This is a genomic window from Liquorilactobacillus nagelii DSM 13675 (assembly GCF_019444005.1).
Taxonomy (GTDB): domain Bacteria; phylum Bacillota; class Bacilli; order Lactobacillales; family Lactobacillaceae; genus Liquorilactobacillus; species Liquorilactobacillus nagelii.
Window position 1 is genome coordinate 2,314,924 of the sequence record NZ_CP049304.1, and the last position, 24,151, is coordinate 2,339,074.

General features: G+C 38.0%; 26 protein-coding genes. 21 read left to right on the forward strand and 5 right to left on the reverse strand.

The features are described 5' to 3' along the window. Window positions 1-8: 8 nt before the first annotated feature. Complete coding sequence (rihC, locus tag G6O73_RS11525; protein ID WP_083478457.1) at window positions 9-932, forward strand: ribonucleoside hydrolase RihC; 924 nt, start codon at window positions 9-11, stop codon at window positions 930-932. 25 nt (window positions 933-957) lie between these two features. Next, complete coding sequence (locus tag G6O73_RS11530) at window positions 958-1,914, forward strand: nucleoside hydrolase (RefSeq protein ID WP_057885238.1); 957 nt, start codon at window positions 958-960, stop codon at window positions 1,912-1,914. Between the two features lie 75 nt (window positions 1,915-1,989). Here G6O73_RS11530 and G6O73_RS11535 read toward each other — a convergent pair whose 3' ends face one another. Next, window positions 1,990-2,661, reverse strand: coding sequence for a Crp/Fnr family transcriptional regulator (locus G6O73_RS11535; RefSeq protein ID WP_057885239.1), 672 nt, complete (start codon window positions 2,659-2,661; stop codon window positions 1,990-1,992). Window positions 2,662-2,981: 320 nt separating this feature from the next. Between G6O73_RS11535 and larA the strand changes: the two genes are divergently transcribed. Genes larA through G6O73_RS11565 form a run of 6 tightly spaced genes read left to right on the forward strand, consistent with a single transcriptional unit; the run spans window position 2,982 to window position 8,898 of the window. Continuing rightward, a complete protein-coding gene (gene larA / locus G6O73_RS11540) occupies window positions 2,982-4,265 on the forward strand; it encodes a nickel-dependent lactate racemase (RefSeq protein ID WP_057885240.1) in 1,284 nt (427 codons plus the stop codon). Between the two features lie 2 nt (window positions 4,266-4,267). After that, window positions 4,268-5,029 (forward strand): nickel pincer cofactor biosynthesis protein LarB, encoded by a 762-nt coding sequence (gene larB, locus G6O73_RS11545; RefSeq protein WP_057885241.1) that lies wholly within the window; start codon window positions 4,268-4,270, stop codon window positions 5,027-5,029. After that, window positions 5,026-6,264 carry a nickel pincer cofactor biosynthesis protein LarC gene (gene larC, locus G6O73_RS11550; protein WP_057885242.1) on the forward strand — a complete coding sequence of 413 codons (1,239 nt, stop codon included), beginning with the start codon at window positions 5,026-5,028 and terminating at the stop codon, window positions 6,262-6,264. Before larB ends, larC begins: the two co-directional genes overlap by 4 nt. Next, a complete protein-coding gene (gene larD / locus G6O73_RS11555) occupies window positions 6,265-6,969 on the forward strand; it encodes a D/L-lactic acid transporter LarD (protein WP_057885243.1) in 705 nt (234 codons plus the stop codon). It abuts the gene before it with no gap. A 39-nt stretch (window positions 6,970-7,008) separates the two neighbouring features. After that, complete coding sequence (gene larE / locus G6O73_RS11560) at window positions 7,009-7,842, forward strand: ATP-dependent sacrificial sulfur transferase LarE (RefSeq protein ID WP_057885244.1); 834 nt, start codon at window positions 7,009-7,011, stop codon at window positions 7,840-7,842. A 42-nt stretch (window positions 7,843-7,884) separates the two neighbouring features. Continuing rightward, window positions 7,885-8,898, forward strand: coding sequence for a HoxN/HupN/NixA family nickel/cobalt transporter (locus G6O73_RS11565; RefSeq protein WP_057885245.1), 1,014 nt, complete (start codon window positions 7,885-7,887; stop codon window positions 8,896-8,898). A 131-nt stretch (window positions 8,899-9,029) separates the two neighbouring features. Here G6O73_RS11565 and lrgB read toward each other — a convergent pair whose 3' ends face one another. The 4 genes from lrgB to G6O73_RS11585 form a co-directional block, all read right to left on the reverse strand. Beyond that, the gene (lrgB, locus tag G6O73_RS11570; RefSeq protein ID WP_057885246.1) at window positions 9,030-9,755 is read right to left on the reverse strand and encodes an antiholin-like protein LrgB; all 726 of its coding nucleotides are present in this window, start codon (window positions 9,753-9,755) and stop codon (window positions 9,030-9,032) included. A 1-nt stretch (window position 9,756) separates the two neighbouring features. Further along, complete coding sequence (locus G6O73_RS11575) at window positions 9,757-10,242, reverse strand: CidA/LrgA family protein (RefSeq protein WP_148127091.1); 486 nt, start codon at window positions 10,240-10,242, stop codon at window positions 9,757-9,759. A gap of 123 nt (window positions 10,243-10,365) precedes the next feature. Beyond that, window positions 10,366-11,091 carry a LytTR family transcriptional regulator DNA-binding domain-containing protein gene (locus G6O73_RS11580; RefSeq protein WP_057885247.1) on the reverse strand — a complete coding sequence of 242 codons (726 nt, stop codon included), beginning with the start codon at window positions 11,089-11,091 and terminating at the stop codon, window positions 10,366-10,368. Between the two features lie 11 nt (window positions 11,092-11,102). After that, entirely contained in the window at window positions 11,103-12,848 is a 1,746-nt protein-coding gene (locus tag G6O73_RS11585) for a sensor histidine kinase (RefSeq protein ID WP_057885248.1), read from the reverse strand. Between the two features lie 245 nt (window positions 12,849-13,093). On the opposite strand from G6O73_RS11585, the gene G6O73_RS11590 reads away from it, so the two are divergent. From G6O73_RS11590 to G6O73_RS11650, 13 genes are all read left to right on the forward strand, one after another. After that, window positions 13,094-13,498 (forward strand): hypothetical protein, encoded by a 405-nt coding sequence (locus G6O73_RS11590; protein ID WP_148127089.1) that lies wholly within the window; start codon window positions 13,094-13,096, stop codon window positions 13,496-13,498. Window positions 13,499-13,790: 292 nt separating this feature from the next. Next, window positions 13,791-14,228 carry a PTS sugar transporter subunit IIA gene (locus G6O73_RS11595; protein WP_057885250.1) on the forward strand — a complete coding sequence of 146 codons (438 nt, stop codon included), beginning with the start codon at window positions 13,791-13,793 and terminating at the stop codon, window positions 14,226-14,228. Window positions 14,229-14,247: 19 nt separating this feature from the next. Then, window positions 14,248-14,742, forward strand: coding sequence for a PTS sugar transporter subunit IIB (locus tag G6O73_RS11600; RefSeq protein WP_057885251.1), 495 nt, complete (start codon window positions 14,248-14,250; stop codon window positions 14,740-14,742). A gap of 24 nt (window positions 14,743-14,766) precedes the next feature. Further along, the gene (locus G6O73_RS11605) at window positions 14,767-15,624 is read left to right on the forward strand and encodes a PTS mannose/fructose/sorbose/N-acetylgalactosamine transporter subunit IIC (protein ID WP_057885252.1); all 858 of its coding nucleotides are present in this window, start codon (window positions 14,767-14,769) and stop codon (window positions 15,622-15,624) included. Between the two features lies 1 nt (window position 15,625). Continuing rightward, window positions 15,626-16,462, forward strand: a complete 837-nt coding sequence (locus tag G6O73_RS11610; RefSeq protein ID WP_057885253.1) for a PTS system mannose/fructose/sorbose family transporter subunit IID — start codon at window positions 15,626-15,628, stop codon at window positions 16,460-16,462. A gap of 18 nt (window positions 16,463-16,480) precedes the next feature. Next, window positions 16,481-16,792 carry a hypothetical protein gene (locus G6O73_RS11615; protein WP_057885254.1) on the forward strand — a complete coding sequence of 104 codons (312 nt, stop codon included), beginning with the start codon at window positions 16,481-16,483 and terminating at the stop codon, window positions 16,790-16,792. A gap of 5 nt (window positions 16,793-16,797) precedes the next feature. Then, window positions 16,798-17,595 carry a Cof-type HAD-IIB family hydrolase gene (locus G6O73_RS11620; protein ID WP_057885255.1) on the forward strand — a complete coding sequence of 266 codons (798 nt, stop codon included), beginning with the start codon at window positions 16,798-16,800 and terminating at the stop codon, window positions 17,593-17,595. A 207-nt stretch (window positions 17,596-17,802) separates the two neighbouring features. Next, entirely contained in the window at window positions 17,803-18,462 is a 660-nt protein-coding gene (locus tag G6O73_RS11625; RefSeq protein WP_057885256.1) for a response regulator transcription factor, read from the forward strand. 198 nt (window positions 18,463-18,660) lie between these two features. Then, a complete protein-coding gene (locus tag G6O73_RS11630; RefSeq protein ID WP_057885257.1) occupies window positions 18,661-21,444 on the forward strand; it encodes a sigma-54-dependent transcriptional regulator in 2,784 nt (927 codons plus the stop codon). 44 nt (window positions 21,445-21,488) lie between these two features. Further along, window positions 21,489-21,938 carry a PTS sugar transporter subunit IIA gene (locus G6O73_RS11635; RefSeq protein WP_057885258.1) on the forward strand — a complete coding sequence of 150 codons (450 nt, stop codon included), beginning with the start codon at window positions 21,489-21,491 and terminating at the stop codon, window positions 21,936-21,938. After that, window positions 21,935-22,423 carry a PTS sugar transporter subunit IIB gene (locus G6O73_RS11640; protein WP_057885259.1) on the forward strand — a complete coding sequence of 163 codons (489 nt, stop codon included), beginning with the start codon at window positions 21,935-21,937 and terminating at the stop codon, window positions 22,421-22,423. Before G6O73_RS11635 ends, G6O73_RS11640 begins: the two co-directional genes overlap by 4 nt. A 24-nt stretch (window positions 22,424-22,447) precedes the next feature. After that, the gene (locus G6O73_RS11645) at window positions 22,448-23,254 is read left to right on the forward strand and encodes a PTS mannose/fructose/sorbose transporter subunit IIC (RefSeq protein WP_057885260.1); all 807 of its coding nucleotides are present in this window, start codon (window positions 22,448-22,450) and stop codon (window positions 23,252-23,254) included. Between the two features lie 18 nt (window positions 23,255-23,272). Beyond that, window positions 23,273-24,103: a PTS system mannose/fructose/sorbose family transporter subunit IID gene (locus G6O73_RS11650; RefSeq protein ID WP_083478459.1), complete on the forward strand. Its 831-nt coding sequence runs from the start codon at window positions 23,273-23,275 to the stop codon at window positions 24,101-24,103. Window positions 24,104-24,151 lie beyond the last annotated feature (48 nt).

The window sequence follows — 24,151 nt, forward strand, 5'->3', positions numbered from 1 at the left end:
TCATCAGGATGAAAAAAATGCCGCTTATTTTAGATATGGATCCTGGAATTGATGATGCAGTTGCTTTGGCGATTGCTTTAACGGATCCTGAATTTGAAGTCAAGTTGGTAACGGCGGTTGCTGGCAATGTTAGTGTTGATAAAACAACTTTGAATGCTTTGAAGTTAGTCGAATTTTTCAATCGTTTAGATGTACCGGTTGCCCGTGGAGCAGCCAAACCGTTGCAAAAAGAATTTGTTGATGCTTCATATATTCATGGAGCTAGTGGAATGCCCGGCTATGAATTTCCGGCAGTAACCCACCAAGCAGATTCACGAGATGCAGTCAGCGCGATTTATCAAACTTTGTTAAATGCAAGTGAACCATTGACAATTGTGGCTACTGGCGCTTACACCAATATTGCCCAGTTATTGTTGGATCATCCTGAGATTAAGTCCAAAATCAAACAGTTGGTTTTGATGGGAGGCTCATTGTCGGGGGGCAATGTTTCTTCGGTCGCAGAGTTTAACGTTTTTACCGATCCGGATGCAGCAAAAATCGTCTATGAAAGTGGTTTGCCAATCGTAATGATTGGCTTGGACGTTACTCTGAAAGCTTTGGTGAATAGTGAAACACTTGAACAGTTGGCTAAGTTAGGTGAACCTGGAAAGATGCTGCATGGCTTGATTACCTATTACAAAGATGAGTATGCCGGTGGGAAACCCCTGCATGATGTCAATACTATTTTTTATTTAGTACATCCAGAAGCCATTAAGACTAAAAAGTATCCAGTTTATGTTTGTACCCAAGGACCAGCTCAAGGAGCAACCATAGCTGATACACAAAATCGTTGGAGTAATGGCAAAACTAATGCTCTAGTTGGTTTGGATATTGATGCAGCTGCTTTTAATCAATGGTTGATTGAAAAAGTTAAACAAATGGCGGCAAAGTAACGACTTTCACTTAGGAGGAAAACCGATGGCACGAAAAAAAATGATTTTGGACTTAGATACTGGAATTGATGATGCTTTAGCTATCGCCTATGCAGTGGCTGATCCAACAGTTGATTTGATTGGTATTATTGGTTCTTATGGCAATGTTTATGTTGAAGATGGCGTTCAGAATTCATTAAAAATTTTGGAATTATTGGGCGCAACTGATGTTCCCGTTTACCAAGGATTGGCGCATTCTTCTGAGTCGGATCACTTTGATCGGATGCCGATTAGTGCTGAAATTCATGGACAAAACGGAATTGGAGAGATTGATTTGCCAGCACCAAAACGCCAACCGGAAACGGGTGATGCGATAGATTTCTTCATTAAAGCGGTTGAAAAATATCAGCAAGATTTGATTTTAGTGCCGACCGGTCCGTTAACTAATTTGGACGAAGCAATTAAACGAGCACCAAATTTAGTTAACCAGATTGGTAATATTACCCTAATGGGTGGGGCAGTCACAGTTCCCGGAAATGTAACTAATGTCGCTGAAGCCAATATTAATCAAGATGCAACAGCTGCTGATCATGTTTTTCGGCAAGCGCCTTTGATACAAGTGGGATTAGATGTTACTTTACGAACACTACTAACTCGCAAGGAAACCCAACAATGGCGGGAATTAGGAACAAAAGCCGGCCAAGCTTTTGCTGATATGGTTGATTATTATATCAAAGCCTATGAAGTTACTAGCCCAGATCTGCATGGTTGTGCTTTGCATGATCCATTTGCCGTTGGCGTAGCGATTGATCCGAGTTTTGTTGAAACAATCGCTTTGAACATGTATGTAACAACTGATGAAAAGTATTATGGTCGAACAACTGGTGATCCAGCTCGGTTAGCTGAACCGAATCCAAATGTTAAAGTAGCTGTTAACGCTGATGTTGATCGTTACTTAGCAAGTTTTATGGAACATTTAACCGGACTTTTTGCCCAAAAATAAAAACAATATCATGTAAACTGCCCGTCAAAGAGTGACAAAAGTCCTCATCCTTGACGGGCAGTTTTTTTTAGTTATTTAGATTGAAACATAATCCAAAAGATAATTCATATTTGTAATAATAAATTTTCGATTTTTGATATCAATAATTCCTTCATCACGTAAATCACTTAAAATCCTGGTAACTGATGATCGTGAATTTATTCCACAGAAACCAGCAATATCCTCGTTGGTAACCACAAAATCAATTAATACTCCTTGATGGTTGGCTAAACGAATACCAAAAAGATCGGTCAACTGATATAAGAAAGCACAGACGGCATCGTGCTTTCCACCCATAATCATTCGCTGTAACCGGACAATATTTTCTGAAAGCTTAGTCCGGTAGTATTCCTTAACATAGTTATTTAATTCATCATTTGTATTGACCATTTTCCAAAATTTAACTCGATCTATTTTATAGAATTCAGCGGTTTGAGATTCAACGCGAACATTAAAAGGCTGATCAGTGTATTTAGAGACCTCATCACGCAACAGACTCAAAACATCTGGTTGGGTAATATAAGACAAGTTAAATTCTCGACCATCTTGCAAAATGATGGATGTTTTTACAATTCCATGTTTCAGCACATAGGTACTGTTTTCCTCTAACCCATGATAAGTCAAATAAGTATGTCTTTTTTTTGTGATCACTGGAAATTTATTTGCCTGCAGATAATTCATCAGGTACTCAGTATGAGTCATGACCATCCCCATCAATCTCCTTAAGTCATAGATTATATATTTAAAAAAGCTGATTGTTATTATAAGTTGTCAGTCTTAAAACAATTACCATTTTTTAATAGCAGAGTCAATCAAATTTTTAAAGCTAAACAACAAAAGTAATTTTAAACGCATTTATTTAATTGAAAACTTCAAATAAAACGTACTTAACTAGCACTCATTTATTTGTAACATTTCATACACCAAGATGTGCCAGTGATTAGTGGTACATAAAATACGTTTGCCAAATTATTTAAGCGAATATACTCGGTAAATGTATTCAAGAAATGAAAGGAAGAGTTAGTAAAATGGTTGAAATAGATTTGCCATATGACAAGCAAATTATTACTGCAAAAATTCCCGCAGCTAATTTTGCTGGAAAACTTGTTTCACAAGCAGCTGAGTTCAAAAATCCATTGTCAGAAGAAGAAACAGTGGAGCGCTCACTTAATGAACCAATTGGTTCGCCGAAATTGGAAGATTTGGCTAAAGGAAAACACAATATTGTAATTATTTCTTCAGATCATACCCGTCCAGTTCCTTCACGGATTATCACGCCAATTTTATTACGGCGGCTGCGTTCCGCAGCACCGGATGCACGAATTCGAATTTTAGTTGCAACTGGTTTTCATCGTCCTTCTACACATGAAGAGTTGGTCAATAAATACGGTGAAGAAATTGTTGCTCATGAAGAAATTGTGATGCACTACTCACAACGCGATGAAGATATGGTCAAAGTTGGTAAACTGCCTTCAGGTGGTGATTTGATTGTTAACAAAGTTGCGACTGAAGCTGATTTGCTGATTTCAGAAGGTTTTATTGAGTCACATTTCTTTGCTGGCTTTTCTGGTGGTCGGAAAGCTGTTTTACCTGGAATTTCATCATACAAGACGATCATGGCAAATCATTCGGGAGAATTTATTAATGATCAACATTCACGGACGGGAAATTTGCAGCACAATTTGATTCATCAAGATATGGTTTTTGCAGCTAAAGCTGTTCATCTGCAATTCATTTTAAATGTGGTTTTAGACGAGGATAAGAAAATTATTGGCTCGTTTGCCGGTGACTTAGAAAAAGCTCATCGTAAGGGAACTGAATTTGTGGCTTCTTTGTCACAAGTTGAACCAATTGAGTCGGATATTACCATTTCAACTAACGGCGGCTATCCACTTGATCAAAACATTTATCAAGCTGTTAAAGGTATGACTTCGGCTGAAGCAACCAATAAACAAAATGGAACTATTATCATGGTTGCTGGTTGTCGTGATGGTCACGGTGGCGAAGGATTCTTCCACAATATTGCTGATGTCAGCGATCCAAAAGAATTTTTGGAACAGGCAATTAATACACCACGGTTAGAAACTGTCCCTGATCAATGGACATCACAGATTTTAGCGCGAATTTTGGTCAATCACCATGTAATTATGGTTTCTGATTTGGTTGAACCAAATTTAGTTACTAAGATGCATATGGAGTTAGCTAAATCACTTGATGAAGCTTTAACAATGGCTTATCAACGTGAAGGTCAAGCCGCTAAAGTAACAGTTATTCCTGATGGCCTCGGGGTAATTGTTAAGCGTCCGCAGTAAGCATGAAAAAACAAAAATTAGTTCAACTTTTAAAACAGGTAGCTCAGCAACAGACAACAGTAGAGCAAGCTCTGGATCAGCTCGATAACCCAGGTTTTTTGGATTTAAATTATGCCAAGATCGATACTAATCGCTTAAAACGAACTGGAGCACCAGAAGTAATTTATGGTGAAGGGAAAACTGCAAACCAAATTAGTGGGATTGCACAAGCAATGATTACCCAAAAAACAAACATTATCGTGACGCGAGTTACAGCCAAAAAAGCGGCTGAGGTTCAACAGCAGGTGCCACAACTTAGATATCTTGCAGTTGCTCGAATGCTGCTCTTTAAAGCGGTGCTACCTAAATTAGCAGTTGGTTCAATTGCTATTGTGACCGCGGGCACGTCGGATCAAAAGATCGCTGAAGAAGCTGCAATTACGGCTGAAATGTATGGTAATCAAGTTGAACGTGTTTACGATGTTGGCGTAGCAGGCATTCATCGGTTGTTTGCCAAGCTAGAAGTAATTCGTTCAGCACAAGTGGTGATTGTCGTTGCTGGAATGGAGGGGGCTTTGGCTTCCGTTGTAGCCGGATTGGTTAGTAGCCCGGTAATTGCTGTTCCAACCAGCGTCGGCTATGGAACAGCTTTTAACGGTGTTACTGCACTATTAACAATGCTTAACAGCTGTGCAACTGGAGTAACGGTGGTCAATATTGATAACGGCTTTGGAGCTGGTTATTCGGCTAGCAAGATTAATCATCTTGGAGGTGATGTTCAATGAGAACTCTTTATTTAGAGCCCTTCTCAGGTGTTAGCGGCAATATGTTACTAGGTGCTTTATTTGATTTAGGACTAGACTTTTCACGATTTAAACAAGAACTCGCCAAGCTTAATTTGTCAGGATATCAACTGTCACTCGAAAAAACAACGCAGTCAGCAATTGCCGGCAGTTTGTTTCAGGTTGAATTAAATGGATTATATGCAGGGCAGAGAGTCGATGAGGGAGTTCAACATCATCACGGGCGAAACTTAGCGGAAATAACCAAAATAATTCAAGATTCTAATTTAAAAACGATCATCAAGAAATCATCACTAAAAGTTTTTAATGAAATAGCGCAAGCTGAAGCGAAGGTCCACGCTAAAACCTTGTCAGAAATTCACTTTCATGAAGTTGGGGCAATTGATTCAATTGTCGACATTGTGGGCTTTTTTATTGGAATTGACCTAATGAAAGTTGAACGAATTATTAGCGGAACATTGGTGGATGGCAGCGGCACAATTGAAGCAGCTCATGGAACAATGCCGGTACCAGTTCCAGCTGTTATGCAAATGCGACTGAATAGTGAGGTGCCATTTCGGCAACGCTTGGACGTGGCAACTGAATTAGTTACGCCGACGGGTTTTGCAATTGTTAAGCAAACTGCTGCTCAATATGGTGCGCTGCCGACTGAATTATTACCAGAAAAAGTTGGGTATGGATTCGGCACCCGAACAACGGGGCATTTAAATGCTTTACGGGCTCAATTGCTGACTTCCAAACCAAGTCAAAAAGAAACATTGGCTCAAAGTGATCAGGTAATTGAACTGCATGCCAATATTGATGATCAATCTGGAGAACAATTAGGTTTTGTCTTAGAGAACTTAATTGAAGTTGGTGTTTATGATGCCTATTTTACGCCAGTTTTTATGAAGAAAAATCGTCCAGCCTATCAACTAACTGTGATTTTTAAACCAGCAATGCTGGATCAGGTTTGTGAGTTAGTGTTGCAGCAGACTTCGTCATTTGGTGTCCGCTGGCATCAATTACAACGCCAACTGATGCAGCGAAGCTTCACTAAAGTTATGACTAAGTTTGGTAAGGTAAGCTTAAAAATTGGTCAAAAAGGTCAGTTTAAAAAGGTTGCTGTTGAATATGATGAAGCAGCCAGAATTGCCCGAAAAAACGGGTTGAGTGTTGCTGAAGTAATGCAACAAGCACTACAAGTGTATGATAAAAAAATCAATGAGGTGAAATAAGTGATACATCAGTTATTAGCAGAATTTATGGGGACAGCTTTAATGATCGTTTTTGGTGTGGGAGTCCATGCTGATACAGTTTTAAATGATACAAAATACCATGGTTCAGGACATTTGTTTGCAATTACGACTTGGGCATTTGGAATTAGTGTTTCATTGTTTATTTTTGGCAATGTAACCATTAACCCAGCAATGGCTTTAACCCAAGTTTTATTAGGAAATATGACTTGGACAGTTTTCTTTCCCACAGCAATTGTGCAAGTTTTGGGTGGTGTGGTTGGATCGGTTATTGTTTACATCATGTATGCTGATTCATTTAAACACTCATACGGCAAAATTGATAATGTGACAATCCGGAATATTTTCTCAACGGCACCGGCAGTTAGAAATTTACCGCGTAACTTTTTTGTAGAATTTTTTGCAACCTTTGTCTTTTTAACTTCGATTTTAGCAATTTCGCAATATAAAACTCCAGGAATTGTCCCGATTGGAGTTGGCTTGCTGGTCTGGGCTATTGTAGGGGGCCCTACTGGGTTCGCGATGAATCTAGCGCGCGATATGGGACCACGGATTGCTCATGCAATTTTACCACTGCAAAACAAAGCTGATAATGATTGGCAGTATGGAGTTTTAGTTCCGGGAATTGCTCCATTTGTTGGGGCAGTAGCGGCGGCACTGTTTGCTAAATATTATTTAGGAATTTAACGAGAAACTTTTTATTTACAATGGAAGGGTGTTTATCTTATGAATGAATTAAATGTTAAAGAAACAAAAATTAATGAGTTGTTAGCTAAATATGATCGTGTTTTAGTTGCTTTTTCAGGTGGGATTGATTCAACGTTGGTTTTAGATGCAGCTTTAAAAGTTTTAGGTTGTGAAAAAGTAACAGCAGTGGTTGCTAATTCAGCACTGTTCACTGATGAGGAATTTAATAAGGCAGTTAAGTTAGCCCAAGATTTAGGTGCAAATGTTAAAACTGTGGAACTTGATTATTTAGCAAATACTGAAATTAAAAATAATACCCCAGCTTCATGGTATTGGATGAAAAAGATTTTTTATCAGAAGTTGAATGAATTGAAAGCTGAATTGAATGCTACGGTTGTCTTAGATGGGATGATCATGGATGATAATGATGATTTTCGACCAGGATTACGGGCGCGTGATGAAGAAAAGGCTGTTTCAATTTTACAACAGGCAGATATTTACAAACCCGAAGTTCGTGAATTAGCTGCTCAGCGAGGACTTACTAATTGGAATAAAGTCGCTAGTTGTTCAGTTTCTTCACGGTTTTCGTATTATACGGAATTAACTTTGCCAGCAATTAAGCGAGTAATGAAATCTGAAGCTTATTTACGCGGGTTAGGCTTCTTGACTGTTCGAGTCCGAGTTCAAGACTCAGCTGCCCGGATTGAAGTCCCAACTGAACAGGTACTTAGTTTGATCAACCAAATGAGCACGATTAATCAGCAATTAAAAGCTTATGGATTCCGTTATGTAACTTTAGATTTACAGGGCTTTGAATCTGGACGGATGAATGAAGAATTACCAGAGGCTCAAAAAACAGCTTTGGTGGGTTAGTCTTAATTCCGCTGGGGTTTGAGATGAAGCAAGGAGAAGAATGTGAAAAAAAGTGCAGTCAAAAAATCAATCCCTTTTTATTTAGCAGTTTTAGGGATACATCTGTTGGGAATTTTGTTAATTGCTTATGCAGCTAGAAAATCCAATAGCTTTTGGGGCTTAGGTCTGTTGGCTTATTCATTGGGTTTGCGCCACGCTTTTGATGCTGACCATATTGCCGCAATTGATAATACAGTCCGTAAATTGATTCAGCAACAGAAAAAATCTTGCGGTGTTGGTTTCTTTTTCTCGTTAGGTCATTCAACGGTTGTTTTTTTGCTGGTCATTTTAATCAGTATTTCTTTGAAATGGGTCAAACTCAAATTGCCATTTTTTGAGAGTATTGGTGGATTAATTGGTTCACTGGTTTCGGGAATTTTTCTGATAGGGATTGCAATTGTTAATCTGATTGTTTTGCTCAGTCTATGGCGTTCATTGAAACTAATGCAACAAGATGAAGTCAAGGAAACTGAGTTAAATCAATTGCTAATATCGCGTGGGTTTTTACTACGGTTGATTTATCCCTTATTTAAATTCATTAGTTGTGAATGGCAAATGTATTTTATTGGTTTCTTATTTGGCTTAGGTTTTGACACTGCCAGTGAAATTGGTTTAATTGCGATTTCAGCAACTGCTGCTCAAGCCAACACTTTTTCAATGGGAATTTTAGCCTTGCCAATTTTATTTGCAGCGGGGATGAACTTAATGGACACAACTGACTCGGTAATGATGTCAGGAGCTTACAGTTGGGCCTTTGCAACGCCTAAAAGAAAAACTGGCTATAACTTAGTGGTTACGACAATTTCAACAACAGCAGCGTTTGTCATTGGAATTTTAGAACTAATCCAAGTGGTCATTAATACTACCGCCGTTAAAGGAAAGCTATTGCAGGCAATTGCAGGGATCGATCTTAATTGGTTGGGGTATGGATTGTTTTTCTTATTTGTAGCAGTTTGGAGTATCTCTTATCTAATATGGCATTTTAGTCAAACACCAAATATTGGTATTAAGCAGTGACTTGACTAGACAATAAAAATTGACGTAGCATAGACATTTGTTTTCGAAATCAAGCACGCTTTAACATAGCAAGAAACTAAGGCTTTGAGCAGGTTTTTCAACTCAAAGTCTTAGTTTCTTTTTATTCAGGGTTAAAAAATAATTTTACTGAAAATTGGCACGATTAGATCAATTACAACGCCGATAACAACCACAGCAATTGCTGCCATTGATCCTTGAACTGAACCTAATTTTAAGGCATAGGCTGAACCAATTGTATGACCTGAAGTTCCTAGACCTAAACCAGCACCAATTGGGTCGGAGTTTAAGCGGAAAGTTTTGACCAGCCAATCACCCAAAGCATAGATGATAACGGCATTTAAAATACATGCCATGGCTGTAACTGCTGAGTTGCCACCGATTGAAGCGGAAATTGGCAAAGCAATCGCGGTTGTAGCAGCTTGTGGCAGCATCGATTCAATCGCTGTTTTGCTCAAGCCCACCAATTTTGAAACGCCAACAATAGCAGTTAATGAGATTACTGAACCAACGACTAACGCGGCTAAAATTTCAACCCAATATTTTTTAATAACGTCGTTGCGTTTATATAACGGAATTGCAAAGGCAATTGTTGCTGGGTTTAAAAACCAGAAAATCAAATCACCACCGGGCTTGTAAGCAGTAGTATAAAAACTAGCAGTACTTTTACCCATTAGGGCAGCTAAAGCAACGAGGATAGCAATCCCAAGGACCATGGCAACGAACAGCGGTTGGAAGAAGAATAAGCCATGCGACTTTTTAAATAACCATTGACCAATCAAATAAACAATAACGGATAAACAAATTCCAAAAAATGGTGTTGTAAAAATGGCTGACATATTATTCTCCTCCTTTGGCATGTTGGCTAACTGACATTTTTAACGTATTCAAAGGGCGGAGCGGTTTTGAATGTGGTTTAGTTGCCAAGTCTTTGATAGCATGGCGACACCAGATAAAGAATTTAGCAGTATAAGCGGTTACTACTAACAAAATAATTGTTGATAAAATGATAACTAAAATCAATTGCCATCCCTGCTGTTGCATGATTTTTAGATTTGCAGCTAAAGAAATTCCAGAGGGAACAAACAAGAAGCCGATAATTCCGATTAAAAAGCTGCCAACTGAGTCGACCCATTCCAGCTTGATAATGTGAAAAGTTAATAGTAGATAGAGTAAAATTAAACCAATGACTGGAGCTGGAACAGGAAATGAAGCCGGAAACAAACTCGAAATAGCATTAGCAATAAATAAAATAACAGTGTAAATTCCAAGCTGAGCTAATAATGAAGCAGCTTTTTTTGATGGGGTTTGTTTAGTGGTTTTCATGTTGATCATCCTTTCCTTTTTTCATCATTAGCATACCCGAAAAAAGAAAAAAAGCGTCGTTTTTGCGGTGAATTGCAAAAATCAACACTTGAACTACCCTGATTAATTGTTGAATGAAAGCTATTACATTTGTAATTTTTGACGTAAAGGTTTAATAAAAGACCGGCCAACTGGCAATTTTTGTTGGTTGGTCATTGTTAGTTGGTAAGTATGATTGAACCAAGGCTGAACTTCACGAATACAGTTAAGGTTCACTAAAACGCTGCGGTGAACTTGAATAAATTGCTGGGGATTCAAACGTTGCTTTAACCAATTTAGCGTTTCATGAGCTGAAAATTCATCATCAACCGTCGTAATCGTAAGAACTCCGTTATTGACCGCAGCTGAGATAATTTCTTTAGTTGGGACAACGGTAGTTTTTTCTTCTTGGGTGACCGTAATAACAGTTGGATAATCAGGCTCAGTTGGTGAAGTTGGGCTACTTTTATCAGCTAGCAAAGCCCCAGCCTTGGCGACTGCTTGATTAATTCGGTCTTGTTCAAAGGGTTTGAGAACATAATCTATGGCATTGATATTAAAAGCATCAACCGCATAATTATCGTAGGCAGTGGCAAAAATAACCAGCGGTGGCTGAGTTAATTGTTGCAATTCTTTGGCTAAAGAAAAGCCGTTTTCATCATTAAGTTCAATGTCAAGAAATAAAAGTTCAATCTGATTTTTTAATAGCAGCTGCAAACCAGCAGCAATTCCATCAGCTTGATAAATCTGCTCCACGGAGGAGTTTTGCTTTAAAAGATATTCTAGTTCATTCCGAGATAAGGGCTCATCATCAACTAATAAGACGTTCATAAGTTTTCACCTCAATTTTTGGTTGCTAAAACAGTTGTTTCTGCTAATGGAATCAACATCTTTACAGTCGTTCCTGCAGTACTGCTGTTAATTTGTAAATGACTATCGTTACCATATAGACCAATCAAGCGATGATTTAGATTAACCAAAGCTGTCCCGGTTCCAGTTGCTGATTCTAGAACTTGGTTTCCCAATTTGTTGATTAATTTATCAGGAATCCCAATTCCATTGTCGCTGACAGCGATCAAAATTGCTTGTTGCTGTTGCTGAACACTGATTTTGATTTGATTGTTAGTTTTTCGACCAACAAAAGCATGTTTAACGGCATTCTCAACTAAAACTTGCAAACAAAACGGGGGAACCTTTACTTGATCATCGGTTTGAATGTCATAGGTAACTTGGTACTTATCGGGAAAACGTGTTTGTTCAAGTGACATATAAGAATTAACATGTTCACGTTCTTGTTGTAATGGAATTTGTGTTTCGCGAACTCCCTGCAAACTAGAACGGAAGAAAGTGCTGAGTTGGAGCAAAGCTGTTCGAGCTTTTTCAACATCAGTTCGCATTAAGGAATTAACGGTATTGATGGCATTAAAGAAAAAATGCGGGTTAATCTGAGCTTGCAAAGCTTTAATTTCAGCATCACTAACTAATTTTGATTGTTCTTCAGCAATTCCTAAAGCTAATTGACTGGAAAAAATTGAAGCCAAACCGCCAGCCAAGTTTTCCTCGACTGGCGTTAAGCGTTCAGCTTTAGTGAAGTACATTTTTAAAGCACCTAAAGTTTTTCCATTGACCTTAAGCGGCAAAACAATCGCGGAAGCTAAGGGGCAATCAGCATGAGGACAGCCGATTTCTTCTTTATGATAGGCATAGCGAGCTTGGCCGCTAGCAATAACGTGCTTGGATAAATCAGTCAAGACAGCTTCTTTAGCTAAGTGATGATCTTGACCAGCCCCGACATGTGCCAGTACGTTAACTCGGTCGGTAATTCCAACGGCATCAAAATTAGTATATTTTTTGATGATTTCACAGACCTTTTGAGCAGAATTAATATTTAAACCTTGGCGAAAATAGGGCAGAGTTTTGTCGGCCAAACTTAAAACGTCATGGGTTTGAACGGCTTTTAATTGCTGCTCATTAGTTAAATAAGCATTGATAATTGAGATAAAGACAAAAGCTCCAATACTATTAAGCAGCATCATAGGAACAATAATGAGACGCACCAAAGCCAAACCACTGAAAATGCCAATAAACAGCATCTGAATTCCTTCGGCACAAACTCCCAACACTGCAGTAATCCATGGACCAGGATAAGTTAGATTTTTTTTCAAAAAGTTACCCGCAGCACCAGTAAAGAGCCCCGCTAAAATTGAACTTGGAATGTAAAAGAAGTCAGAAAAATTTCCCTGAATTACGCGGTGAATCCCTCCCAGCAAACCGACAATACTACCAACTAACGGACCGCCAACAATCCCAGCGACTGTAATGACTAGAGTACGAGTATTAGCAATTGAATCTGATTGTGGCAGGGCAGTCAGAAATGGTGTTTGAATTAAAGTATTGTTATGAGTAATTTCAACACCAGTTAAATTGGAAATAACGGTAAAAACAGTAAATATTGCAATTAAAGCACATTTAGCTTGTAAGTTATTTTGCTTGATCAATCGACGAAAAAAGCGGACGTTGACCAATAAAAAAGCTAGTACCAGAATAATTCCCAACCGTTGGAGCAACAGGACAAATAATGTAAACATTGGACACCCCCAAGTAAAAATTTCGGTTGAATTCACTTCTATCCTAGCACGACCTGGTAGGGAAAACTACTTTCGTAAATAAATGCTGTTTATATTTCTTTATTTAATCAAAAGTTATAAAATGTGATGGCGGAGAATTTAGCGAAGATAGGAAGCATGTACATATAGTAATAAGCTAAATTGCTGATTAAGACATGTATCCAGGGACTTTTAAAACAATTTTAAATAACAAGGATGGTGGCAAAGTGTCATTTTTCTTTATCCAGCAAACTCGTTTTGAGCAGTACTTCAAGCAACAACACCCCAAAACGCAATATGATCCGACTAAAGTGGTTCTGGCAATTAGTACGATTAAAACCAAACCAATCATTAATTGCCTATATCTGAGTGATGATTTATTTTTTGCCGCTCGCTACCATAGCGGCTTAGATTATTTTGCAGATGGTTTTAGTTTAACAGGAACACAGATTAAAAAAATGTCATTGCATGAAGAGCTATTGTCAGTCAAGTTGACGATCGAAACAAACGTAATTTTAAAAAACGGTCAACCAATGATTTTAAAATTAAATTTGCCCAAACTAAATCGAACACCGTGGCATATTCGTAACTTAAAAAAACTGCGACTGCAATTTGCCGCCAAGAAGAACTAAAGACTAGTCATTGCAGTTAGTCTGTGTATTCTGGTGTATTTATAATAAAACATTGTTATTAGTGAGTCCGAGACATCTCAAAGTCCCGGACTTTTTGGATCTTTTAATGTCCAAATATGCGCTAAAAAATAGTTAGCTGGCTTACGATGTTAAGGCTCGATCACTACTTTTTTTGCCTTAATTTTTTCTAAAAAAGTGACAAATGTCATGAGTAAATAATGATTTAAGTCACGTTAAAACGATTTCATGAAATGTTAAGCTTTATTTAAGAAATCAAGAAAGGAGGTAGAAAATGAAATATTTATTGTTGGTCAGTCATGGAGAATTTTCGCAAGGATTAAAAAGCTCTTTAGCCATGTTTGCAGCTGACAAAGTCGAAGAAGTTGTGGCAGTTGGTTTAAAAAATGGTGAGTCAGTTGAACAATTAGCTGACAGGTTCAAGCAGCAATTAGCTGAATTGGGCACGGGCAATTCATTTGTTGTTCTTGGCGATATTATTGGTGGCAGTCCGCTGACAACTGTCTGTAATGTTTTAGCCCAAGCAGATATCTTAAAACAAACAATTGTTTTAGGAGGGATGAATTTGCCAATGGCTTTGAATGCGGTAATGCTTAAAGATACGTTAAGTGGAGCCGATTTTGTGCAGGCTGTTTTAAGTGAAGCACAATCCTCACTCAAAGAGTTTAAACCAAGCAGCGATCTTGATGACGATGATGATGAGGATATTTAGTTGTAAGGAGGAGTTTAAAATGACCGTTTCTTTTGTAAGAATTGATGATCGAATGATTCATGGGCAAACAGTAACTCGCTGGGCCAAAGAGTTCCCTTGTGATGGTTTGATTGCAGTAAATGATTTAGTATCAAAAAATGCTGTTTTAAAGGATGCTTATAAGGCAGCTTCTGATAAAAAAACTTTTGTTTGGTCTAAAGCTGCTTGGCAGCGTAAATGTCAACGAGTCTTAGATTCAAAAGATAATTATTTTTTGATTACGAAAAACCCAGTAGATATGAAAGAAATTTTGGTTGATCAAGGTTTTGTGCCAAGTGAAGTAAAAGAAGTAATTGTTGGGCCATGTAATGATCGTCCCGGAACAACGAAATTAGGAAATAATCAGTCAATTACACAAGAAGAAGCTGCTGCAATTGAGGCAATTGAAAAGGCTGGTTATCGGGTGAAGTTTCAGTTATTACCAGATGTTTCAATTGGTTATTGGGATAAATTCAAGAGCCAGTTTGGGTATTAAATTTAAACAAAGGAGAAATTCACTATGACAATTAGTTGGGTTCAAGCAGCTATTCTAGGAATATTTGCTTGTTTATCATCATTGCCAGGAATGGCAGGAACTTCAATTGGTAACTATACCTTGGGACGTCCATTAGTCGGCGGACTGGTATGTGGAGTAGTTTTAGGAGATATTAAATTAGGTATTATGTGTGGTGTTGCGATGCAGCTGGTTTATATTGCACTTGTTACCCCTGGTGGGACTGTTTCTGCAGATGTACGCGCAATTTCATATATTGGAATTCCTTTAGCGATGGTTGCAATTCAATCACAGGGATTGTCGGCAACTTCAACCGCCGCAGCTAGTTTAGCAAAATCAATGGGAACCTTAGTTGGAACAATTGGAACCGTTTTATTTTATGGGACAGCTACCCTGAACTTAGTTTGGCAGCACATGGGTTGGCGTGATGTTGAAAAAGGCAATTTTAAAAAATTATACGGGGTTAACTGGGGCTGGCCATGGATTTCACATTTACTTTTCTCATTTATTCCAACTTTAGTTATGTGTAAATGGGGAGCAGATGCAGTTACAGCTTTAAAGACAGCTTTACCAATGGATGGGATTCCAATGAAGACGTTGTTCACAGTTGGGGCGATGCTTCCATGTGTCGGAATTGCAATCTTATTAAAACAAATTGTTGAAACTCCAATGGACTTTGTACCATTCTTTGTTGGCTTTACTTTAGCAGCATCATTATCGATGAACTTGGTATCATGCGCGGTTGTTTCTTTAATTTTCGCTTTGTTGTTCTATAACTTGGAAATGGCTAAAAATGCTCACGCAGTTGCTCCAGCAAGTGGTGGAACAGTCGATGACGACGATGATGATGAGGAGGATATCTAATATGGCTGATAAAAAGATTAGTAAAAAGACGTTGATGAAGTCCTTTCATCATTGGTATTATGGCAACTTAACCTGCTTTTCTCAAGAACATATGCAGACCTTTGGTTATTTGACTTCAATGTTGCCAATTGTGGAAGAACTCTATGATAAAAAATCAGAACAAGAAGAAGCGATGAAAACTTATACCGCCTTCTTTAACACCGAACCACAAATCGGCTCAGTTGTTGTTGGAATCACAGCTAGTTTAGAAGAGGCTCGAGCTAATGGTGCCGAAGGAATTGATGGTGAAACGATTAATGGTTTACGTGCTGGTTTGATGGGACCATTAGCCGGCATTGGTGACTCAATGATTGTCGGAACTTTGATTCCAATTATCTTAGGGATTTCATTAGGCTTATCAACTGGCGGTTCGCCAATTGGGGCAATTTTCTACATTATTGTTTGGAACTTGCTAGCTTATTTTGGAATGAAGTTTGCCTATTTTAAAGGTTATGAAATGGGTGATAAAGCCGTTGAGTTCTTGGTTGGTGCTCAAGGTAAAGCAATTCGCCGGGCAGTTTCAGTTGTCGGCGGGATGGTTGTTGGTAGTGTCGCTGCAACTTGGGTTTCAGTTAAAACATCATTTGAATTGAAAAATTCTTCTGGCAAAGCTTATTTAGTTTTACAAGATAAATTAGATGCTGTTTATCCGGGATTATTGACAGCCGGCTTCATTATTTTCTGTTGGTGGTTAATGGCTAAAAAGAATATCTCACCGGTTAAGGTAATGCTGCTTTTAGTTGTAATTGCTTTTGTCGGAGTTCTGTTAGGCATATTCAACCCAGGATTGAAGTACTAAAGGATAGGGGGAGTAACGTTGAAAAAACAGGAAATTATTAAAGGATATCAGACAGAAATTCTATATCAGAAACATATGTTGGAAAATCTTGGCCGCTGGTTTTCAATTTTTTTAGGCAGCGTTGGGATCGGAATTATCGTTCTTTATTTTTTCCCGGCAGCGCATCTCCTACTATACATTTTAGGAATTGTATTAATTGTCATCGGTTTGTTGGGAATGTTAGTCTTAGGTTATGGGATGTATCGCGGGAATCGTAATTTACAGTTAGTAATTAATGACTTTAAAAGCAAGTTTCCAGCAGCATCAAGCATGACAAAAGCTAAGGAGTAAGAGCAATGTTTCCTAAATTGATTTTCAGTGATTTGGATGGGACTTTATTAAATAGCCAGCAGCAGATTACCCCCCGGACTCAACAGGCAATTTTGGCAGCAATTGCCGCTGGAAGTAAATTTATTCCGGTATCGGCACGAATGCCAAGCGCAATTACACCCTTATTACAGCAAATGAAGCTGGTGACACCTTTGATTGCCTATAATGGTGCCCTAATTTGCAATGCTCATAGGGAAAGTATCAAATCAATGGAACTTCCAGTCAAGACAGCGCAAAAAATTTGTGCTGATGTAGAGAACAAATTCTCACAGTTAGTCTGGAATGTTTATGGAGAAGATTCCTGGGCTGCAGCGAGTACGGATCACTATTGGGTACCACACGAAGAACAAATTGTCGGTTTGAAAGCACAGCGCTTAGCGACAACAAGTGCAATTGCGGACTTTAAGCTAGTTCATAAGGTTTTGTTGATGGGTGCACCTGAAGCCATTAAACAAGCGGAACCGTTAATCAGTCAGCGATATCCCGCCTTGTCAATTGCTTGTTCTTCACCTAATCTGATCGAAATCACGGCTGGTGGTGTTGAGAAAAAGCAAGCTGTCAGTTGGTTGATGAACTATTATCAAGTTGAGCCGAACGCAGCGATTGCTTTTGGTGATAATTATAATGACCTGGGAATGCTAGCGGCAGTAGGTACCGGTTATGCTATGGGCAATGCACCTAGTCAAATTAAAACTCAAATTCAACATGTAACGGCGGATAATGATCATGATGGAATTGCTGCAGTTTTACAGCAATGGTTTTAAGTGTATTGAAGAAAAAAATCTGTATTGAAAAGTGTATTATTGTAAGCTAACATGTATTGAAAAATAGCGAACCTGTTTTGTTTTAATGAAACAGGTTCGCTATTTAGCTTGTAATCATAGGTATCCAGTTAGTTGGCATCAAATTTGCTTATATATTTGTAGTAGGTTTATTGGAGACAGCCAATCTCACAATTGGAGGGGAATAGCATGATTAAGATTTTAATTTTGACTAAGCAAGAATTAATTGGGGAATCTATCAAACTGGTCTTATCTGCACATCAGGATCTGCAGGTTAAGCTGGCAGACAACTGGCAGACAGCACCAATTAAAAATGATATTATTATGCTTGATATGGGATTGTCTGATACCGAATGTTTAACCTGTATCCGTAAAACAGTTGGGGATGCAGCTAAATTAATGATGCTACAATTAACGGGCTGTGGGTGCACTTTATATAATTTTTCTCAAGTAAATTGTTTAGGGTATTTACTGCAATCACGAAAAGTTTCATTAACCGAACTTTATCCGGAAATACAGCGCGTTTGGCAGGAAAATTCAAAGCAAACGGCTGCGTTTCCACAAAAAGTTGTTAAGCTTTTTTCACAGGCAATTGATAAATCTACTGGAATGTCAGTTCCGGCAGCCTCTGTAGCGGAACTTTCCGCATCTGAATGGGAAATTATTCAAAAAATCAAATTAGGTTTATCAAATAAAGAAATTTCGCAAAAGCTTTTCTTGTCTGAGGGGACTGTTCGTAATTATTTGTCGAACATTTTGTCAAAATTAGCTTTGCGTGATCGAACTCAACTGGCAATTTGGGCTTTACAAAATGAAGGAATAATGGCGCAAACAACTAGCTTAGCCTAGAGATAAAATTTTTTAATAGTTTTAGAAAGCGTTTTCAAGAATAACCTATGATTAATACTAACTTCTTTGAATTGTAACCATGGCAAAAATATATTTTGCTTAAAATTTGTTTTTCCGAATGTGATATGCTTGAATTTAAATATATTCTATTTTATTTTTTAGGGTTTAAAAAGTGTGTTAGAGAGTGAGGGTTGAGCTTTGAAGCGAATTGAAAGAGTTTACCAGCAGTTATTGCAAATTTGGCAATCGGCTAGTCGTAATACTTTGTTGCAAGAACAGGGAACAACTACGGCAAAATTAGCTGATTTGATGAATCTAGCGCGGCCCAACGTTTCGGCAGATTTAAATCGATTAGTGCGTTCAGAAAAAGTTTTGAAAGTTAAAAGTTTTCCAATTAAATATTTACCGAGTCAAGTTGTTATCAGCGTTTTGAAATTAGAAAAATTGAATTATTTTGAAGTTGATAGTTTAACAGAATTAGTGAATAAGCAACAAAACGTTACTCCACTAATTAAAAACCAAGCAGTAGCTGTCAAGGGGAAAAATCCATTGACAGAAATGATTGGTTATCAGGGGAGTTTGCGAAAAGCTGCTTCACAAGCCAAAGCGGCGATCATGTATCCGCCGCATGGTTTACATATGATGCTGGTTGGGCAAACTGGGGTTGGTAAAACATATTTTGCTAACAAAATTTTTTCCTACGCGCAGTATCGCGGTGTATTTTCAGATAATATTCCTTTTATTTCTTTCAATTGTGCGGATTATTATCATAATCCACAGTTATTGTTGGCGACACTTTTTGGGCATGCCAAAGGGGCTTTCACTGGAGCGGATCAGGATCAACCAGGATTAGTTGAACAAGCCGATGGTGGCATCTTACTGTTAGATGAGGTTCATCGGTTGCCACCCGAAGGACAAGAAATGCTGTTTTATTTTATTGATAACGGCGTTTTTAAACGTTTAGGTGAGAGTCAAAAAAACCGACGAGCTAATGTTTTAATTATTTGTGCTACAACTGAGGATCCACATTCGACTTTGCTAAAAACCTTCTTACGGCGAATTCCAATGACAATTGAGATTCCTCCGCTAAACGAGCGACCATTAAGTGAAAAAATTGAGCTTGCAAAATTTCTATTTCAGCAGGAAGCCAAACGAATTAAGAAGAATTTGAATGTTAGAATTGATGTCTTTACAGCATTGATGACAGCAGATAACTATGGAAATGTTGGTGAATTAAAGTCGCAAGTGCAATTAACTTGTGCTCAAGCTTTTTTAAATAGTATTGATGCAACTGAAGTGACAATTGAGTTAAATGATTTGCCAGAGGATTTACGCAAGCATTGGTTGAGCAATCCGGCTAAGACAAGGCATCAAGTTGAACTCTCACGTTACTTAGACACAAACACTTTATTTGAAGTTGGAAAAAAGACGGTTACTGTTGAAAAAGACAATATTTATGAACTAATCGAAAATAAAGTTCATCATTTAAAACGTCAAGGAGTTTCAAATGAAAATATTCATCAATATATTATGACTGATTTGCACCTGCATATTAAGCGTTTCTTCCGCCAGCCGTTAACTAATGTCAAATTAAATAAGTTTGTTGATCAGAAAATTTCCAGCTTTGTAGTTCAACTTAAGCAAATTGCGGAAAAGCAATTACATGTCCAGTTAGATCAACGGTTTGTTTATTATTTGAGCATGCATATTGATGCTTTTTTTAAACGTGGCAACCAGACTGAATTATTGTTGAAAAATGAAGTTGAAAAAATAAAAAAAACTCATGCAGCTGAATATCAAGTTGCTTTGATTTTTCAAAAAGAAATTATTACGACTTTTGCGGTAAAAGTACCAGATATTGAAGTTATCTATTTAACGATGTTGCTTAGCTCAATTCGTAGTTTATCAGAAAAAAAACAAGTTGGTGTATTAGTGGTGGCACACGGCACTTCGACGGCTAGTTCAATGGTCAAAGTGGCAACTGATTTATTAGGAAATGGCAACATTGCAGCTTTGGATATGCCCTTGACGGTTTCACCCAATGAAATATTGCAGCAAATGGCAACAATGTTAGAAAAATTAGATCAAGGAAAAGGTGTCTTACTATTAGTCGATATGGGGTCATTAGCGATGATGACGCATCGACTGCAGAAAAAAACAGGGATTAAATTGCGAGTGCTCAGTAATGTTACGACTGCAATTGTGTTAGATGTTTTACGCAAAATTAGTTATGTCGACATGGACTTAGATTCAATCTACACCTCAATTCAACAGGATTTAGCCCAATTAGTTACGAATAAAATTGCTGCACCCAAAGGCAGTAAGATGATTTTATCAATTTGTATGAGTGGTAGTGGAACTGCCCAGAAATTAAAGAAAATTGTGATGCGAATTATTCAGCAGTCACAACAGGCCGAAAAAATTCAAGTTAAAACAGTTTCAGTCTTGAAGATGACCGAACTAATTCCTAAATTAGCTGAAGAGTACGAAATAATTGCTGCGGTTGGGACAAAACGTCCCAGCACAGCCATTCCTTATATCTCATTAGAGGAATTAATTGCTGGCAATGGTGAACAGCGATTGATGTCGATTATCATGCAACGACCTGAGAATGAACAGCTAGTTGAGGAACAAAATGTAGTTGTTTCCAGTATGTGTGAGGACGTACTAAAGAAACATTTAATATATTTAAATCCATCTATTGTTTGTAAATTATTGCAAAATTGGTTACAGCAGCTGCAATTACAGTTAGGATCGGACTTTTCAAATAGTCAGCAAATCAAATGTATTGTTCATACAGCTTTTGCGTTAGAGCGTTGTTTACGCCAAAAGTCACTACAATATCAAGAAGAACCAACGATTGAAGTACAGCATACTTTACCAGTAGTTCAACAAACATTGAATGCCAGCATTGCATCTTTGAAAATTGAACTTTCTAAAGATGAATTGTATTTGATTACCGAATGTGTCTTGAATTATTAACAGTTTTAATTGCAGCATTAGATAAGAGATGAAGGTGGAGAAAAATGGTTGCAATCATTGTTGCTGGTCATGGGCGAATCGCTGCTGGAATGGTAGAAGCAGCAAAAATGATATTTGGTGGGAAACCGAGTTTAGAAGCAATAACTTTTGAAAATAAGGAAGGAATCGAAGATTTAAAACGGCATTATCAATCAGCTTTGGTTAAATTTATGCCAGAAAAAGAAATTTTGTTTTTGATTGATATTTTTGGCGGTAGTCCATATAATGCGGCAATTCAACTGGCATATGGTAAAAAAGGAATTGAGGTCTTAACCGGAGTTAATTTACCATTATTGCTGGAGGCTTTGAGTTTGCAAAATCAACCCGGAATAACTGTTAAACAATTAGCTGAGCATTTAAAAAAGTATAGTCAGCAAAGTTTTAAAATTTTTTCGGAGGAAGTTAGAAAAACGGAAATTAGCCGTCAAAATCAAGTAGAGGATGATTTATCATGAAAATTACAGTTGCTAGAATTGATGATCGCTTTATCCATGGTCAAGTTTTGACAAAATGGATTAAAACTTATCCTGCTAAACGAATCATTGTGGTCAGTGAAGAAATTGCTAATGATCCTATGCGTAAAATTTTAACTTTATCGGTTGCACCAACAAACATTAAAGCTAGTGTTGTTACACCGGCAAAAATGGCCAAGGTCTTTAAAAATCCCAAGTATGATCAGACAACTGCGATGTTATTATTCGGCAAACCCAGTGAAGTGGTTGAATTGATTGAAAATGGTGTTCCAATTACGAGCGTTAACGTTGGTGGAATGCGCTTTGATCAAGGAAAGTTACATCTGACTGAATCGGTTAGCGTGACGACAAGTGACCTGCAGGCATTTGAAAATTTAGCAGCTAGAGGAGTTAAATTAGAACTACGTCAACTACCAAGTGATCCACGACATGATTTTTTGAAAATTCTACGAAACAGTCAAAAATAAGCTTAAGGCAACGGAGGGATCAGGATGAATACCGGTCAAATGCTATTAATATTATTGATTGCGGGAATAGCCGGTGTCGGTTCGGTGCTTGATGAAGGACAAATGCATCGGCCGCTAATTGTCTGTCCGCTAATTGGATTGGTTCTAGGTGATTTAAAAATGGGCATTATCCTTGGCGGACAGCTCGAAATGATGGCATTAGGCTGGATGAATGTCGGTTTGGCAATGGCGCCAGATACAGCCCTTTCTGCAGTCATTTCAACAATTGTTGTTATTACAACTCATGCATCAATCGGAGATGGTATTGCCTTGGCAGTACCCTTAGCTGCTGCTGGTCAAATGCTGACGATTTTTGTGCGGACAATTGTTGTTTTCTTAGTTCATCAAGGTGATAAATTCGCCAAAAAAGGAAAGTATCGTGCAATTGAAGCAATGCATCTGTTTGCGATGGCTATCCAGGCCTTGCGCGTAATGATTCCAACAGCAGGAGTTATGATTTTGAATACAAAAATTGTTGAAGCTTGGTTGAATGCAATTCCCAAAGTTATTAGTGACGGTTTACAAATTGGTGGTGGAATTATTGTTGTGGTTGGTTATGCAATGGTAATTAATATGATGGACGTTCCTGACTTGAAGCCATTTTTTTATTTAGGATTCTTATTTGCTGCCTTTACTAACTTTAACTTGGTTGGTTTTGGTGGGTTAGGGTTAATTTTTGCAATTTTATATTTGCAACTGGAATATCGGCAACCTAAAAAAACCCTTTCAACTGAAAAAATAAGAACGACTGATACTAAGGCTGATGATAACGATGATGAATTGGATGATTAAGAAAGGGGGCGATGTTCAGTGGCGGAAAATTCAACAAGAAACGCAAAGAAAACTCTATCCAATAAGGAATTAACCAGTATGTATATTCGCTCTTGGTTTTTATTGGGGTCATTTAATTTTGAGCGGGTTCAGAATATGGGCTTTTGTTTTGTAATGATCCCAGCAATAAAAAAATTATATGCGCCGGGAAAAGAACGCAATGAAGCCTTGGAACGGCATATGGAATGGTTTAATACCCACCCTTGGCTGACAGCACCAATTTTTGGTGTTACAGCAGCGATGGAAGAAGAAAAGGCTAATGGTGGAGAAGTAGATGGCACCGCAATTGCCGCAATGAAGATTGGCTTGATGGGACCTTTGGCTGGAGTGGGTGATCCATTATTTTGGGGAACAGTTCGACCGGTGCTAGCAGCGTTAGGAGCGGGGATTGCGATGACCGGCAGTTTATTAGGTCCGCTGATTTTCTTTGTTGCGATTAATACAATTCGACTAGGTTGCAAATGGTATTTACTACGTTATGGTTACTTAAAAGGTAATGAAATTATTCAAGATATGGCCGGGGATCGAATTAAAAAATTAACTCGCGGAGCAGCGATCACCGGTTTGTTTACAATGGGAGCTTTAGTTTGTAAATGGACAACCATTAACATCCCCATTGTAGTTACGAAGATTAAAGGAAAGACCACCACAGTCCAAAATATTTTAGATTCGGTGTTGCCAGGGATGTTGGCCTTAGTTTTAACATTGTTTGTTGCGTGGTTATTGAAAAAAGGTGTCAATCCATTATTAATTATTATTGTGATTTTTGGAATTGGAATTTTAGGAAAATGTTGTGGATTTCTGGAATAAATAGAAGACAGCTCATCACCAGCAATTACTTGTTGGTGATGGGCTGTT

Bases quoted from the DNA above. Each gene is read 5' to 3' on its own strand.
- G6O73_RS11645 (WP_057885260.1), top strand. From the start codon at position 22,448: ATGAATACCGGTCAAATGCTATTAATATTATTGATTGCGGGAATAGCC.
- G6O73_RS11625 (WP_057885256.1), top strand. From the start codon at position 17,803: ATGATTAAGATTTTAATTTTGACTAAGCAAGAATTAATTGGGGAATCT.
- G6O73_RS11620 (WP_057885255.1), top strand. From the start codon at position 16,798: ATGTTTCCTAAATTGATTTTCAGTGATTTGGATGGGACTTTATTAAAT.
- rihC (WP_083478457.1), top strand. From the start codon at position 9: ATGAAAAAAATGCCGCTTATTTTAGATATGGATCCTGGAATTGATGAT.
- larE (WP_057885244.1), top strand. From the start codon at position 7,009: ATGAATGAATTAAATGTTAAAGAAACAAAAATTAATGAGTTGTTAGCT.
- G6O73_RS11585 (WP_057885248.1), bottom strand. From the start codon at position 12,848: ATGTTTACATTATTTGTCCTGTTGCTCCAACGGTTGGGAATTATTCTG.
- G6O73_RS11535 (WP_057885239.1), bottom strand. From the start codon at position 2,661: ATGGTCATGACTCATACTGAGTACCTGATGAATTATCTGCAGGCAAAT.
- G6O73_RS11575 (WP_148127091.1), bottom strand. From the start codon at position 10,242: ATGAAAACCACTAAACAAACCCCATCAAAAAAAGCTGCTTCATTATTA.
- larA (WP_057885240.1), top strand. From the start codon at position 2,982: ATGGTTGAAATAGATTTGCCATATGACAAGCAAATTATTACTGCAAAA.
- G6O73_RS11580 (WP_057885247.1), bottom strand. From the start codon at position 11,091: ATGAACGTCTTATTAGTTGATGATGAGCCCTTATCTCGGAATGAACTA.
- G6O73_RS11530 (WP_057885238.1), top strand. From the start codon at position 958: ATGGCACGAAAAAAAATGATTTTGGACTTAGATACTGGAATTGATGAT.
- G6O73_RS11640 (WP_057885259.1), top strand. From the start codon at position 21,935: ATGAAAATTACAGTTGCTAGAATTGATGATCGCTTTATCCATGGTCAA.
- G6O73_RS11600 (WP_057885251.1), top strand. From the start codon at position 14,248: ATGACCGTTTCTTTTGTAAGAATTGATGATCGAATGATTCATGGGCAA.
- lrgB (WP_057885246.1), bottom strand. From the start codon at position 9,755: ATGTCAGCCATTTTTACAACACCATTTTTTGGAATTTGTTTATCCGTT.
- larC (WP_057885242.1), top strand. From the start codon at position 5,026: ATGAGAACTCTTTATTTAGAGCCCTTCTCAGGTGTTAGCGGCAATATG.
- larB (WP_057885241.1), top strand. From the start codon at position 4,268: ATGAAAAAACAAAAATTAGTTCAACTTTTAAAACAGGTAGCTCAGCAA.
- G6O73_RS11610 (WP_057885253.1), top strand. From the start codon at position 15,626: ATGGCTGATAAAAAGATTAGTAAAAAGACGTTGATGAAGTCCTTTCAT.
- G6O73_RS11595 (WP_057885250.1), top strand. From the start codon at position 13,791: ATGAAATATTTATTGTTGGTCAGTCATGGAGAATTTTCGCAAGGATTA.
- G6O73_RS11605 (WP_057885252.1), top strand. From the start codon at position 14,767: ATGACAATTAGTTGGGTTCAAGCAGCTATTCTAGGAATATTTGCTTGT.
- G6O73_RS11635 (WP_057885258.1), top strand. From the start codon at position 21,489: ATGGTTGCAATCATTGTTGCTGGTCATGGGCGAATCGCTGCTGGAATG.